Below are 13,624 nucleotides of genomic sequence, written 5' to 3' on the forward strand. Positions count from 1 at the left end.
AAACACGCAGCGTACGCGATTGGCGCCAGGTCAGAGTTCGCTGTCGTCCGGATCGATGGAAGCGCTCCAGCGGCTGTCCCATTCGGCATGCCGCGCGGCGCCGTCGAGCTCGCGCCGGTCGCGCTTGGTGGGCCGGCCCTGCTCGATGGCCAGCGCCGGCTCGCTGCCCATGCGGCGCTGCTCGCGCAGTGCCGCCTGCGCGGCGATGCTCTCGGGCGTTTCTTCGTAGAGCTGCTGCGCCACCGGCGCCGGCCCGCGCTGGCCGCTCAGGCCGCGCACCGTGACCGTTCGCGTCACCGCGCCCAGGCGGATGGCCACCGTGTCCCCCGGCTTGAGCTCGCGCGAGGCCTTGGCGACGTCGCCGTTGACCTGCACCCGGTTCTTGCCGATTTCGTCCGCGGCCAGCGAGCGCGTCTTGAAGAAGCGGGCGGCCCAGAGCCATTTGTCGATGCGCAGGCGATCCATAGGTTCAGGGATTGTGGTGGAGGGCAGGCAGCCGCACGACAGCATCGAGGCCGACCGCCTGTGCGGAATTTTCCTGCGTGCTGCGGTTGTCGAGGCTGATGCGTCCGCCGAGCGCAAGCACGATCTCGCGGCAGATGGCCAGGCCCAGCCCCGAGCCGCTGGCCGTGTCGCCGGCGGAAAACGGCGCGAACAGGCGCTGGCGCAGCTCGGCCGCAATGCCGGGCCCCTGGTCGCGCACTGTCAGCAGGGCTTCCTGGCCTTCCGAGCGCACCATCATCGAAAGGGCGCCGCCGCGCGGGCTCTGCTTGATGGCGTTGTGCAGCAGGTTGCGCGTGAGCTCCTGCAGCATCCATTGGTGCGCGCGCACGGTGACGGGCCCGTCGATGGCCAGTTCGAAGTCGAGCGCCTTGTCGGCGATCAGCGGCGACAGGTCCAGCGCAATCTGGCGTACCACCTCGCCGAGCTCCAGCGGCACCGATTCCGGCTGCTGGCGCAGCTGCTCGACCTTGGCGAGCGACAGCATCTGGTTGGCGAGGGTGGTGGCGCGCTCCACGGTCTGGCTGATCTCGCCCAGCGCCTGCTCGGGCGGCACGTCGCCGCGCCGCGCCGACTGCACCTGCGCCTTGAGCACTGCGAGCGGCGTGCGCAGCTGATGGGCGCTGTCGCGCACGAAGCGCTTCTGGTGGTCGAGCAGGCGCTGCAGCCGGCCCATGACCTCGGTGGTGGCGTCGACCAGCGGGCGCAACTCGCGCGGCGCATCGGGCGCGTCGATGGGGGAAAGGTCGTCGGCCGCGCGTTTCTCGATGGCTTCGCCGAGCTCACGCACCGGCCGCGTGGCGCGCTGCACCACCAGCACCGTCACCAGCGCGATCACGCCCATCAGCAGCAGCTGGCGCCACAGCATGTCCACCAGCAGCTTGCGCACCAGCGTTTCGCGCAGCTCCAGGGTTTCGGCCACCTGCACCACGGCCATGCCGCGGCCGCGCGCGCTGGCCACGGGCTGCAGCATGACCGCCACCCGCACCGGCTGGTCGCGAAAGCGCGCGTCGTAGAAGTCGACCAGCGCCGCATAGGCCCCGCGGTCGGGGATGCGGCCGCGCCAGAACGGCAGCTCGGCAAAGCCCGAGACCATCTCGCCGTCGAGCGCGGAAACGCGATAGAAAAGGCGGCTGCGGTTGTCGGCCTCGAAGGCCTCGAGCGCGGAATAGGGCACGATGGCGCGCAGCCGCGCGTTCTCGTCGTAGCCCTCCACGTCGAGCTGCTCGCCGATGGTCTTGGCCGACGCGAGCAGCGTGCGGTCGTAGGCCGTGGTGGCCGCGGCCAGGCTCTGCCGGTACAGGCTCACGCTGTTGATCACGATGAACAGCGCCACCGGCGCGAGAATGCCGAACAGCAGCCTCGCGCGCAGCGACAGGGCGGTCTTCATGGCTCGGCGCGCAGCAGGTAGCCCAACCCGCGCAGCGTCATCAGCGCCGCGCCGGTGCCCGCGAGCTTCTTGCGCAGCCGGTACACCACCACCTCGATGGCCTCGTACTGCACTTCGGTCTCGCCCGGGAACACGAGTTCGAAGAGCCGCTCCTTGCTCACCGCATGGCCGGGCTTCATCATCAGCGCCTTGAGCAGCGCCAGTTCGCGCGGCGTGAGCTCCAGGATGCCGTGCTTGTGATAGATGGCGCCGCTTTCGGGCTCGAAGCGCAGCCCGCCCACTTCCTGCGGGTTCGGGCCCGCGTCGGCGCCGGCATTCTGGTGGCGCCGGCGCAGTGCGCGGATGCGCGCTTCCAGTTCGTCGAGATCGAAGGGCTTGGGCAGGTAGTCGTCGGCGCCGGCGTTCAGGCCCATGATGCGGTCGCCCACCGTGCCGCGGGCAGTGAGCAGCAGCACGGGCGTGCGCAACCCCGCTGCGCGCGCCTGGGCCAGCACCTGCAGGCCGTCGAGGTTGGGCAGGCTCAGGTCGAGCGCCACCACGTCGGGCTCCAGCTCTCGCCACTGCTCGACGGCCAGGGCGCCGTCGCCGCAGATGCGCACGTCGATCTTGCTGCGGGCGAGGGCGCGCTGCAGGGTGACCTGCATCGAGGGATCGTCTTCGACCAGCAGCAGCTTCATGGGGTGTGGAGGGGGAATGGTACTTCGGTGTTTTCCCCAGTCTGGTGGACAGCCAACTGACAGCAGGGCGGCGCATGATAGCGGCTCAGGTCCAAGTCAGGTTTCTTTAGTTTTCAGGAGACAACGATGCGTCGCGACACCTTTTTGAAGTCATTGGCCGCGCTGGCCGCCGCCGGAGCCCTGCCGTTGTCGGCGCGCGCCGCAGCCAACGTCAAGATGATGATTCCGGCCAACCCGGGCGGAGGCTGGGACACCACGGGCCGCGCGCTGGGCAAGGCAATGACCGAGGCCAAGCTGGCCGACACGGTCACCTACGACAACAAGGGCGGCGCCGCCGGCGCGCTGGGCCTGGCCCAGTTCGTGAACGGCTCCAAGGGCGATCCGAACGCGCTCATGGTGATGGGCTCCGTCATGCTCGGCGGCATCATCACCGGCAAGCCGCCGGTCAATCTCTCGCAGGCCACGCCGATTGCGCGCATGACCACCGAATACAACGTGTTCGTGCTGCCGGCCAATTCGCCCTTCAAGACCATGAAGGACGTGGTCGAACAGCTCAAGAAGGACCCGGGCAGCGTCAAGTGGGGCGGCGGTTCGCGCGGCTCCACCGAGCACATCGCCGCGGCCATGATCGCGCAGAAGGTCGGCGCCGATCCGTCCAAGATCAACTACGTGGCCTTCCGCGGAGGCGGCGAGGCCACGGCCGCCATCCTGGGCGGCAACGTCACCATTGGCGGCAGCGGCTACAGCGAGTTCGCCGAGTACATCGCCGCCGGCAAGATGAAGGCCATTGCGGTCACGTCGGCCCAGCGCCTGCCGGGCATCAACGTGCCCACGCTCAAGGAGCAGGGCATCGACGTGGAGATCGGCAACTGGCGCGGCGTGTATGGCGCCCCGGGCATCAGCGCCGAGCAGCGCAAGGCGCTGACCGACATGGTGCTGGCCGCCCTCAAGAGCCCGTCGTGGGCCGAATCGCTCAAGAAGAACGACTGGACGCCGGCCGTGCTTTCGGGCGAGGCCTTTGCCAAGTTCGTCGATGACGACTTCGCGAGCCTGCGCGCCATCATGGCCAAGTCCGGGATGATCTGAACTCGCCCCCAGGCTACGCGCACTTCGTGTCGCTTCTCCCTCCCCCTGCCGGGGGCAGGGGTGGCCTTCCTTCCCTGACTGCGGGAGTAAAAAATGACAACTCCAGAATCCTCGGTCTCGCCGCGACCTGCGGCCACGTGGCCGCAAACCCTGGTTGGCGCCGGCGTGCTGCTGACCGGCCTGGCGCTGGCTTTCGGCGCCATCGGCATTTCTTCCGAGGCCGGCTACGGCGGCGTCGGTCCCAATTTCCTGCCCTGGCTGGTGTCGGGCGTGCTCATGCTGTGCGGCGCCTGGATTCTCTGGGAAGCGCGCACCGGCGGCTTTCGCGAGCTCGACGCACCCTCGGACGCGGAGCATGCCTACTGGCCGGGCTTCGTCTGGGTGTCGGCCGGCCTGCTGCTCAACGCTGCGCTGATCACCACGCTGGGCTTCATCCTGAGCTGCACGCTGTGCTACGTGCTGGCGGTGCAGGGCCTGCGCCGCGCGGGCGGCCAGCCCTCGGCCAACCAGCCGCGCACGTGGGCCATCGACCTCCTGACCGGCGCGCTCATCTCCGGGCCGGTGTTCTGGATGTTCACCAAGTTCCTGGCCATCAACCTGCCGGGCCTCACGACCACCGGCTGGATCTGACATGGAAATCTTCAACGCACTCATGGCGGGTTTCGCTGCGGCGATCACCCCTGTCAATCTGCTCTGGTGCCTCGTGGGCTGTGCCCTGGGTACGGCCGTCGGCGTGCTGCCGGGCATCGGCCCGGCGGTGGCGGTGGCCATGCTGCTGCCCATCACCGGCAAGGTCGACATCACGGCCTCGATGATCTTCTTCTCGGGCATCTACTACGGCGCCATGTACGGCGGCTCGACCACCTCCATCCTGCTCAACACGCCGGGCGAAACGGCCAGCATGGTGACGGCGATGGAAGGCAACAAGATGGCCAAGAGCGGCAGGGCGGGCGCAGCGCTTGCGACCGCCGCCATCGGCTCCTTCGTGGCCGGCACCATTGCCACCGTGATCGTCACGCTGTTCGCGCCGTTCGTGGCCGAGTTCGCCGTGAAGCTCGGGCCGCCCGAGTATTTCCTGCTGATGCTGCTGGCCTTCACCACGGTGAGCGCCGTGCTCGGCAAGAGCACGCTGCGCGGCATGACGGCGCTGTTCGTCGGCCTGGCGGCCGGCTGTGTCGGGCTCGACCAGATCTCGGGCCAGGGCCGCTACACCGGCGGCATTCCCGAACTGCTCGACGGCATCGAGATCGTTCTGGTGGCCGTGGGCCTGTTCGCGGTGGCCGAGGTGCTGTACGCCGTGCTCTACGAGGGCAAGGTGGTCGAGGGCCAGAACAAGCTGACCCGCGTTCACATGACGGCGCGCGACTGGAAGCGCTCGATTCCGGCATGGCTGCGCGGCACCGCCATCGGCGCGCCGTTCGGCTGCATTCCGGCCGGCGGCACCGAGATTCCGACCTTCCTGAGCTATGCGACCGAAAAGAAGCTGGCCAAGGACGCGGAAGCCAAGGCCGAGTTCGGCACCAAGGGCGCCATCGAAGGCGTGGCCGGCCCCGAAGCCGCCAACAACGCCACGGTGACCGCGGCGCTGATCCCGCTGCTCACGCTCGGCATTCCCACGTCGAACACCACCGCCATCCTGCTGGGCGCGTTCCAGAACTACGGCATCCAGCCGGGGCCTCAGCTGTTCACCACTTCGGCTGCACTGGTGTGGGCGCTGATCGCCTCGCTCTATATCGGCAACGTGATGCTGCTGGTGCTGAACCTGCCGATGGTGGGCCTGTGGGTCAAGCTGCTCAAGATTCCCAAGCCGCAGCTCTACGCCGGCATCCTGATCTTTGCGACGGTGGGGGCCTACGGCATGCGCCAGAGTGCGTTCGACCTGTTCCTGCTCTACGGCATCGGCCTGCTGGGCGTGGCGATGCGGCGCTTCGACTTCCCGACCGCCCCCGTGGTGGTGGGCATGATCCTCGGGCCGCTGGCCGAAGCGCAGCTGCGCAACGCGATGTCCATCGGCGAGGGCAGCGCCGCGGTGTTCTTCCAGCGGCCGATGTCGATCACGCTGGTAGTGATCATCGTGGCTGTGCTGGTGCTGCCGCGCGTTGCCAAGCGCATGAGCGAACGCAAGCTCGCCAGGCTCGCAGCCTGAGCCTGAGCCGGAATGCCGCGGTGCCTTGTCGGCCCCGCGGCATTTTTCTTTTTCACGCCGCCGACACGGGCGCGAGGAAGTACGCCGTCTCCTGCCTGAGCGCGGCGTAGCTGTACTCGTTGCGCGCGATCACGCTCTTGTTGCCCTTGCTCTTGTCGTTGCGGTCGGGGCCGAAGGCGTTGCCGTCGATGCTCTCCATCCGGTCGTTGCCGTTCGAAGTGACGATGAAGTGGTGGTTGCGTCCGCCCGGGGCGATGCCGCTCACCACGCCGATGCAGCCCGGAAACACGGACGAATAGTCGGTGATCCGGCGGAACACCGTGCTGTCGAACACGTTCTTGCTGTGCTGGGCCCAGCCGCCCGGCACATGGACGCCGGCCGTGCGGTACACGTAGATGCAGAAGATGCCGCACCATGCGCACAGGTCGTTGGCGTTGCGCCAGTTGCCGGCGTCCATCTCCTGCCACTTCGACACGGCCGCCGCGGTGATGGTGGGACAGCGGCTGATGTAGGCGCCGGCGGCGTTCGCATCCTGGAAGATCTTCTGCAGGCCCATGCCGCCCTGGCGCGGACGCTGCGGGCTCGCCGGATTGGCGCACAGCGCCGCGGCAATGCGCTCATTGCTCGGGCTGGGCTGGGACGAGGTCGTCCATCCCCACCTGAGCAGCGCCGCCTCCGCCGCCGCGACCACGCTGTCGCCCAATGCCGACGCCGGCTTGTCGCCGGGCGGCGGCGTTGCCATTCCGACGAGCTGGGCGATCAGCGCTTCGAGCATGCCCCAGGTCTTCGGCCCGACGATGGCATCGGGCACCAGCTTGCAGAATCCCTGGTACTCCTTGACCTTCGAAGTGGTCTTGGATCCGAACTGCCCGTCGGGCACCAGCTGCGCAAGCCTGGAGGCCGTCCACAGGTTCAGGGCCGATTGCAGCAGTGAAACGTCGGCGCCGTGTGAGCCGAATCGCAGGGTGGGTCGAATCATGGGGATCTCGCCGCGCAATGCCGGTGCCTTGTGTGTGTACAGGCACCGGATTATTCGAAGCGCCGCCCTTCGGCGGAATCCGCCATGCAGCCTATTCCTCTGGCCGAACGGGCGGCCCTTCGCCGCCCGATCCCTCTTCCTGCCCATGGCGAGGAAGAGGGACTCGCAGCCGCTCAGGCCGCGGGGCGGGGCGGCGTCTCGACCAGGTCGTCGTCGATATGCGGATCGGCCGGCTGCCCGCGCAGCTTGCGCACCGTGCGCCGGATCCAGTGCTCGATGTCGTCCACGTAGGTGAACACCGCCGGCACCACCAGCAGGCTCAGCACGGTCGAAGTGATCAACCCGCCGATCACCGCCATCGCCATCGGCGAACGGAAGCTCGAATCCGCGGTGCCAAGGCCCACGGCAATCGGCAGCATGCCCGCACCCATGGCCAGCGTGGTCATGATGATGGGCCGCGCCCGCTTGTGGCAGGCGTCGCGCAGCGCGCCCCAGCGGCTCATGCCGTGGTCGCGGCGCGCCACGATGGCGTATTCCACCAGCAGGATCGAGTTCTTGGTGGCGATGCCCATCAGCATGATCAGGCCGATCAGCGACGGCATCGACAGCGCCTTCTGCCCGATCAGGAGACCCACGAAGGCGCCGCCGAGCGCCAGCGGCAGCGCGCAGAGGATCGTCACCGGATGCAGGAAGTCCTTGAACAGCAGCACCAGCACGATGTAGATGCACAGCACGCCCGTGAGCATCGCAAGGCCGAAGCTGTTGAACAGTTCCGTCATCACCTCGGCGTCGCCCACCTCGGTCACGCGCACGCCGGGCGGGAGCTTCTGGATCGAGGGCAGCGCCGTGACCGCAGTCTTGGCATCGCCCAGGCCCACGCCCGAGAGCTCGATCTCGAAGTTGACGTTGCGCGAGCGGTCGTAGCGGTCGATGACGGCGGGGCCGCCTTCCATCGTGAGCGAGGCCACCTGGCTCAGCATGACCGGGCCGCGCGTGCCGGGCACCGAGAGGCGGCCGAGCAGGTCGAGGTCCTGCCGCGCCGAGTCCTCGAGCTTCACCACGATGGGCACCTGCCGCTGTGCGAGGTTGAGCTTGGCCAGCGCCTGGTCGTAGTCGCCCAGCGTGGCCACGCGCAGCGTCTCGGCGATGGCCGAGCTGGTCACGCCCAGGTCGGCGGCGCGCGCGAAGTCGGGGCGCACGGCGATCTCGGGGCGGATCAGGCTCGCGGTGGAAGTGATGTTGCCGAGACCGGGCACCGTGCGCAGGTCCTTCTCGACCGCGCTGGCGGCGCTGGCCAGAGCGGCGGGGTCTTCACCGGTGAGCGCGAGGATGTATTTTTCACCCGAGCCGCCCAGGCCGACGGTGCTGCGCACGCCGGGCAGCGTTTCGAGCGCGGCGCGGATCTGGTTCTCGATCACCTGCTTGCGCGGACGGTCGCCTCGCTCGTCGAGCTTGATGGTGAGCGTGGCCTTGCGCGTCTCGGGCGTGCCGAAGTTGGCGAAGGGATCGCCGCCCGCGCTGCCGCCGGCCACGGTGGTGTAGACGCTGCGCACATGGTCGATCTTCATCACTCTGTGGCGCGTTTCCTCCGCGGCCGCAGTGGTCTGTGCGAGCGTGGAGCCGGGCGGGAGCGACAGGTAGATCTGCGTCTGCGAGTTGTCGTCCGGCGGAATGAAGCCGGTCTTCAGCAGCGGGATCATCGCCAGTGAGCCGAAGAAGAAGAGGGTGGCGAGCACCATCGTCTTGAAGCGGTGGTGCGTGCTCCATTCCACGGCGCGCATGTAGGCCGTGAGCCAGCGCGGCTCCTTTTCGGCACCGACCACCGGCTTCAGCAGGTAGGCCGCCATCATCGGCGTGAGCACCCGCGCCACCACCAGCGACGCGAACACCGCCAGCGAGGCCGTCCAGCCGAACTGCTTGAAGAACTTGCCGGCCACGCCGCTCATGAAGGCGGTGGGCAGGAACACCGCGATCAGCGTGAAGGTGGTGGCGATCACCGCCAGGCCGATCTCGTCGGCCGCCTCCATGGCCGCCTCGTAGGGCGACTTGCCCATGCGCAGGTGGCGCACGATGTTCTCCACCTCCACGATGGCGTCGTCCACCAATATGCCCACCACCAGCGAGAGCGCGAGCAGCGAGATCACGTTGACCGAAAAGCCCAGCAGGTGCATGCCGATGAAGGCGGGTATCACGGACATGGGCAGCGCCACGGCCGAGACGAAGGTGGCGCGCCAGTCGCGCAGGAACAGCCACACCACGATCACGGCCAGGATCGCGCCCTCGTACAGCAGGTGCAGCGAGCCCTCGTACTCTTCTTCCACCGGCTCGACGAAATTGAAGGCCTCGGTCAGCTCGATGTCGGGGCGCTGCGCGCGCAGGTCGGCCAGCGCCTTCTGGATGGCACGGCCCACCTCGACCTCGCTGGCGCCGCGGCTGCGCGCCACTTCGAAGCCGACCACCGGCTTGCCGTTGAGCAGCGCCGCGGCGCGCGGCTCGGCGATGGTGTCGCTGATGCGCGCCACCTGGTCGAGCCGGATGCGCCGGCCGTCGGAAAGCGCGATCTGCATGTCCGCCAGCTGGTCGGCCGACTGCACGGTGGCCAGGGTGCGCACCGGCTGCTCGCTGCCGCCCAGGTCGATGCGGCCGCCCGCGCTTTCGGTCTGCACCTGTCGCAACTGGCGCGAGATGTCGGCCGCCGAGGCGCCCAGCGCCTGCAGCTTGGCCGGGTCGAGGTCGACGTGCACCTGGCGCGTGACGCCGCCCACGCGGTTCACCGCGCCCACGCCGGGCAGCGCGAGCAGCTTCTTGGTGATGTCGTTGTCCACGAACCAGCTCAGCGCCTCGCCGTCCATGCGCGACGAGGCGATGGTGAAGGCCAGCACCGGCTGGGCCGCGAAGTCGAGCTTGGTGACCACCGGGTCGCGTACGTCGGCCGGCAGGTCGGCGCGCACGCGCTGCACCGCGGAGCGCACGTCGTCCACGGCTTCCTGCACCGGCTTCTCGAGGCGGAACTCGACGATCAGCGTGGCGGCGCCGTCCTGCACCTTGGTGGTGATGTGCTTGAGGCCCTGCACCGTGGCAATGGAGTTCTCGAGCTTGCGCGCGACGTCGGTCTCCAGCTGCGAAGGCGCGGCGCCGGGCAGCGACGCCGAGACCGTCACGGTCGGCAGGTCGATGTCCGGGAAGTTCTGCACCTTCATGGCGTTGAAGGACAGCAGCCCGCCGAAGCTGAGCAGCACGAACAGCATCACCGCCGGAATCGGGTTGCGGATGGACCAGGCAGAGACGTTCATGGGCGCGCCCTCGTTTCACCGTTGCCCTGGCCGCCTGCGGCAGCCGAGGCCGGCGCTGCGGCGGGCTGGGCGCCGGCGCCCGCGGCTGCAGGGGGCGGCGCCGCCACGACGCGAACCAGGTCGCCGTCGTTCAGGAAGCCGGCGCCCTGCACCACGATCTGCGCGCCCTCGGGCAGCGCGCTGGTGATCTCCACGCGCTCGCCGACGCGGCGGCCGGTCTGCACCTTCAGCTGCGCCACGCGGTTGTCGGGCTGCAGCACGAAGACGTTGTTGAAGCCGTCGCGCGGAACGATGGAGCTCTGCGGCACGGTGGGCGCGGAGCTGCGCCCCAGCTCGAAGTCGCCGCGCGCGAACATGCCGGCCTTGATGCCGGTGTTCTGCTGCACGTTCGGCAGGTCGACATAGACCAGCGCCGCGCGGGTCTGTGGATCGACCGTGGGTGCGATGCTGCGCACCTTGCCGCGCACCTGGGCGCCGCTCGCGCTCACCACGAAGGCCGTGGTGCCCACCGCAATGCGGCTGAGCTCGGCCGAAGTGACTTCGGCGCGCCATTCGAGCCGGCCCTGGCGGATCAGGCGGAACAACTCGGTGCCGGCGGCCACCACGCTGCCCACCGTGGCGGTGCGCGAGGAGATCACCCCGTCGTCGGGCGCCAGCACCTGCGTGTTGCGGCCGCGCACTTCCTGCGCTGCCAGCACGGCTTCGGCGGCCTCGACGCGCGCCTTGGCGGTCTGCTCGGCCGTCTGGTACTGGTTGATCTGCTGCTGGCTCAGTGCGCCGGTGGCCTGCAGCGTGCGGGCGCGTGCCGCGTTGCCCGCGGCATCGGCCGCGGTGGCCCTGGCCTCGGCAAGCGAGGCGCGCGATTGCGCGATGTCCGCGCGCACCGTCTCGGGCGAGAACACGGCCAGCAGCTGGCCCTTCTTCACCACGTCGCCCACGTTCACGCGCACTTCGGCAAGCCGGAGGCCGCTGGATTCGGAGCCCACGCTGGCCTCCTGCCAGGCCGCCACGTTGCCGTTGGCCGCGAGCGTGAGCGTCAGCTCGGTGGGTTCGGGTTTGGCCACGGTCACGGTCAGCGTCGGCCGGGAAGCGGGCGTGCCGTCCTTGCCCTTGGCTGCGGCGGCCGGCGTGCCGGCTTCGTTCTCGGGCTTGCGGGTCAGCCACACGGCAGCGGCAATGATGATGACCAGCGCCAGCAGCGCGATGGCAAGGGTGGAACGTTTGATTCTTTTCATGGCGACGTCGCGACCTTGGCGGCCGGGTTGGAAGTCATTGAGGGTGATTCGGGGCGGGCCCAGCCGCCGCCCATCGAGCGGTAGAGCGCCACCCAGGCTTCGGTGCGCTCGCGCTGCAGCGAGACGCGCGCGGTCTGCGCGGCAAAGAGCGTGCGGCGCGAATCCTCGAGCTCGAACAGGCTGGCCAGGCCGCTCTGGTAGCGCGCCTGGGTGGCGTCGAACGAGGCCTGGTAGTTCTGCACGGCGGCATCGGCATCGGTGGCGCGTGCGTTGGTGCTGTCCAGATTGACCAGCGCCTCTTCCACTTCGCGCACCGCCAGCCGCACGTTGGCCCTGTAGAGCGCCACCGCTTCGGTGTAGCGGGCCTTGGCCGCATCGGAGTTGGCGGCGCGCGTGCCGCCGTCGAACAGCGGCACGGTCAGCGACACCGGCCCCACGGTCCAGGTGTCGAGCGATTCGCGGAAGCCGCTGGTGCGGATCTGAATGCGGCCGATGGAACCCGAAAGCGACAGGCGCGGATAGCGTGCGGCCTCGGCCGAGCCCACGTCGGCGCTGGCAGCTGCCACGCCGAGCTCGGCGGAGTAGACGTCGGGCCGCTGCGAGATGGCCTGTGCCGGCACGCTGGCAATGCTGCCCACCGCCGGCAGGGCGCGCTGGGTCGGCGAGGCGGCCAGTTTCCCCTCCAGCGCCGTTTCGTCGATGCCGCTGAGCGCCACCAGCGCCTTGCGCTGCACTGCGCACAAGGCGCGCTGCTGGGTCAGGCGGCCCGAGGCGTCGGAGGCGCTGGCGCGTGCGAGCGCGGCATCGGCCGGCGCCGTGAAGCCGGCGCGCGCCGAGAGGTCAGTGAGGCGCGCGGTTTCGGCGCGCGACCTGGCATCGGATTCGGACACGCGCAGCTGCTGCCGGCAGGCGCGTTCTGCAAAGTACGCGTTGGCTGTTTCGGCCGCCACCGCAACGCGCGCCTCGTGCCACTTGGCATCGGCGCTTTCCTGCCGGCGAAGCGCCGCGTCGCGATCGGCACGCAGCCGGCCGAACAGGTCGATCTCCCATTGCGATTGCAGGCCGGCCTGCAGCGTGGTCAGCGGCGCGATCGCCGAGAGGCTGCTGCCGCTCGACGAGCCGCTCGTGCCGCCCGAGCCGAGCGAAGAGCCCGAGACGCCGCGGCTGGCCGATGCCGTGCCGTCCAGGTTGGGCAGCAGTGCCGCGCCGGCCGCGATGCGCGTGGAGCGCGCCTCGGCCACGCGCGCCGCGGCGCTCGCGACATTGGGACTCGCGGCCTCGGCCGCGGCAATGAGTTCGACCAGCAGCGGGTCGTCGAGCTGGCGCCACCAGTCGGCCAGCGATGCGAGCGAGCCGCCGTGCGGCAGCGGCGCGTGCCACTTCGCGGGAAGGGGCGCCTCGACCGCGGCGGGCGGCCTCGTGAACCCGCAGCCGGCAAGCCCGAGCCCAAGGCCCAGCGGCAGGCAGAGGGCGGCAATCGATCGGAGTCGTCTCATGTCTTCTTTCTCCCGGAACGGGCAGGTGCCGCCGCGTGCCTGGCGGCGGTTTGGCGGCGCAGGGCTTCGGCCTCGACCAGCGCAATGGCATAGCCCGTGAGGCGCTGTGCCCAGGTGTCCACGCTGCGCGGCGTATTCAGCAAGGAAGGGCGTATCGCCTCGACGAGGTCCTGGCTCACGAAAAGCTGCATTGCCAGGCCGGTGATGGCAAAGGTCAGCCGGTGCACGTCGTCGTCGGGCCGCGTGATGCCCAGGCGGCGGCACAGCACGCCGGCGATGGCATTGTGCGGGCCCTTGATGTCGCGCTCCATCTCCTCGGCCCACTGGCTGGTCGGCTCGAGCATTTCGCGCAGGTGCAGCTGGATGCACTGGCGCACGATCTCCCCCTGCTTCAGGGGCTCGATCATGCGGGTGAAGAAGATCTGCAGCGCCTCTTCCAGCGGCAGCTCGGGCGCGGCATAGAGCGAGATGAAATCGCCCGCGTTGCCGCCCATCGGCTCGCCGAAGGTGGCGGCATACAGCCCGGCCTTGTCGCCGAAGTAGTAGCTGATGGCCGAGATGTTCACGCCTGCCGCGCGCGCGATCTCGCGGGTCGAGGTCTTGGCGTAGCCGTTGGCGGCGAACAGCGCGAGGGCGGCGTAGAGCAGGCGCTGGCGTGCTTCGACGCCGTCGCTGCGCGGTGCGCGGGCGGAAAGTGCTTGCAGGGCGGAGGCGCTCATGCCGGCGATTAGACCATGCAGCTAATCAAACGTTTGATTTACTTATGGCGGGATGAGGGCTTTCTTCGCATCGTCTGGCGAATGTGCATTTGGTGCATTTCC

General features: G+C 69.2%; 11 protein-coding genes. 3 read left to right on the forward strand and 8 right to left on the reverse strand.

The features are described 5' to 3' along the window. Nucleotides 1–30 precede the first annotated feature (30 nt). Genes EJO66_RS07160 through EJO66_RS07170 form a run of 3 tightly spaced genes read right to left on the reverse strand, consistent with a single transcriptional unit; the run spans nucleotide 31 to nucleotide 2,568 of the window. Nucleotides 31–465, reverse strand: a complete 435-nt coding sequence (locus tag EJO66_RS07160) for an RNA-binding S4 domain-containing protein (RefSeq protein ID WP_185738286.1) — start codon at nucleotides 463–465, stop codon at nucleotides 31–33. A 4-nt stretch (nucleotides 466–469) separates the two neighbouring features. Continuing rightward, the gene (locus EJO66_RS07165; RefSeq protein ID WP_125964826.1) at nucleotides 470–1,891 is read right to left on the reverse strand and encodes a sensor histidine kinase; all 1,422 of its coding nucleotides are present in this window, start codon (nucleotides 1,889–1,891) and stop codon (nucleotides 470–472) included. Further along, nucleotides 1,888–2,568: a response regulator transcription factor gene (locus EJO66_RS07170; RefSeq protein ID WP_124957998.1), complete on the reverse strand. Its 681-nt coding sequence runs from the start codon at nucleotides 2,566–2,568 to the stop codon at nucleotides 1,888–1,890. The genes EJO66_RS07165 and EJO66_RS07170 overlap by 4 nt, the downstream gene beginning before the upstream one ends. Nucleotides 2,569–2,694: 126 nt before the next feature. Here EJO66_RS07170 and EJO66_RS07175 point away from each other — a divergent pair, with 126 nt between their 5' ends. From EJO66_RS07175 to EJO66_RS07185, 3 genes are all read left to right on the forward strand, one after another. After that, complete coding sequence (locus EJO66_RS07175; RefSeq protein WP_124957997.1) at nucleotides 2,695–3,654, forward strand: Bug family tripartite tricarboxylate transporter substrate binding protein; 960 nt, start codon at nucleotides 2,695–2,697, stop codon at nucleotides 3,652–3,654. Nucleotides 3,655–3,747: 93 nt separating this feature from the next. Then, entirely contained in the window at nucleotides 3,748–4,284 is a 537-nt protein-coding gene (locus EJO66_RS07180) for a tripartite tricarboxylate transporter TctB family protein (protein WP_125964827.1), read from the forward strand. Nucleotide 4,285: 1 nt separating this feature from the next. Beyond that, the gene (locus tag EJO66_RS07185; protein WP_124957995.1) at nucleotides 4,286–5,800 is read left to right on the forward strand and encodes a tripartite tricarboxylate transporter permease; all 1,515 of its coding nucleotides are present in this window, start codon (nucleotides 4,286–4,288) and stop codon (nucleotides 5,798–5,800) included. 52 nt (nucleotides 5,801–5,852) lie between these two features. Here EJO66_RS07185 and EJO66_RS07190 read toward each other — a convergent pair whose 3' ends face one another. From EJO66_RS07190 to EJO66_RS07210, 5 genes are all read right to left on the reverse strand, one after another. Continuing rightward, nucleotides 5,853–6,779, reverse strand: coding sequence for a peptidoglycan-binding domain-containing protein (locus EJO66_RS07190; protein WP_164547779.1), 927 nt, complete (start codon nucleotides 6,777–6,779; stop codon nucleotides 5,853–5,855). A gap of 173 nt (nucleotides 6,780–6,952) precedes the next feature. After that, nucleotides 6,953–10,072: an efflux RND transporter permease subunit gene (locus EJO66_RS07195; RefSeq protein ID WP_125964828.1), complete on the reverse strand. Its 3,120-nt coding sequence runs from the start codon at nucleotides 10,070–10,072 to the stop codon at nucleotides 6,953–6,955. Then, nucleotides 10,069–11,307, reverse strand: coding sequence for an efflux RND transporter periplasmic adaptor subunit (locus tag EJO66_RS07200; RefSeq protein ID WP_124957992.1), 1,239 nt, complete (start codon nucleotides 11,305–11,307; stop codon nucleotides 10,069–10,071). The genes EJO66_RS07195 and EJO66_RS07200 overlap by 4 nt, the downstream gene beginning before the upstream one ends. Next, complete coding sequence (locus EJO66_RS07205) at nucleotides 11,304–12,803, reverse strand: efflux transporter outer membrane subunit (RefSeq protein ID WP_124957991.1); 1,500 nt, start codon at nucleotides 12,801–12,803, stop codon at nucleotides 11,304–11,306. The genes EJO66_RS07200 and EJO66_RS07205 overlap by 4 nt, the downstream gene beginning before the upstream one ends. Then, complete coding sequence (locus tag EJO66_RS07210) at nucleotides 12,800–13,522, reverse strand: CerR family C-terminal domain-containing protein (RefSeq protein WP_124957990.1); 723 nt, start codon at nucleotides 13,520–13,522, stop codon at nucleotides 12,800–12,802. The genes EJO66_RS07205 and EJO66_RS07210 overlap by 4 nt, the downstream gene beginning before the upstream one ends. Nucleotides 13,523–13,624 lie beyond the last annotated feature (102 nt).

The organism is Variovorax beijingensis (assembly GCF_003951285.1).
Taxonomy (GTDB): Bacteria; Pseudomonadota; Gammaproteobacteria; order Burkholderiales; family Burkholderiaceae_C; genus Variovorax; species Variovorax beijingensis.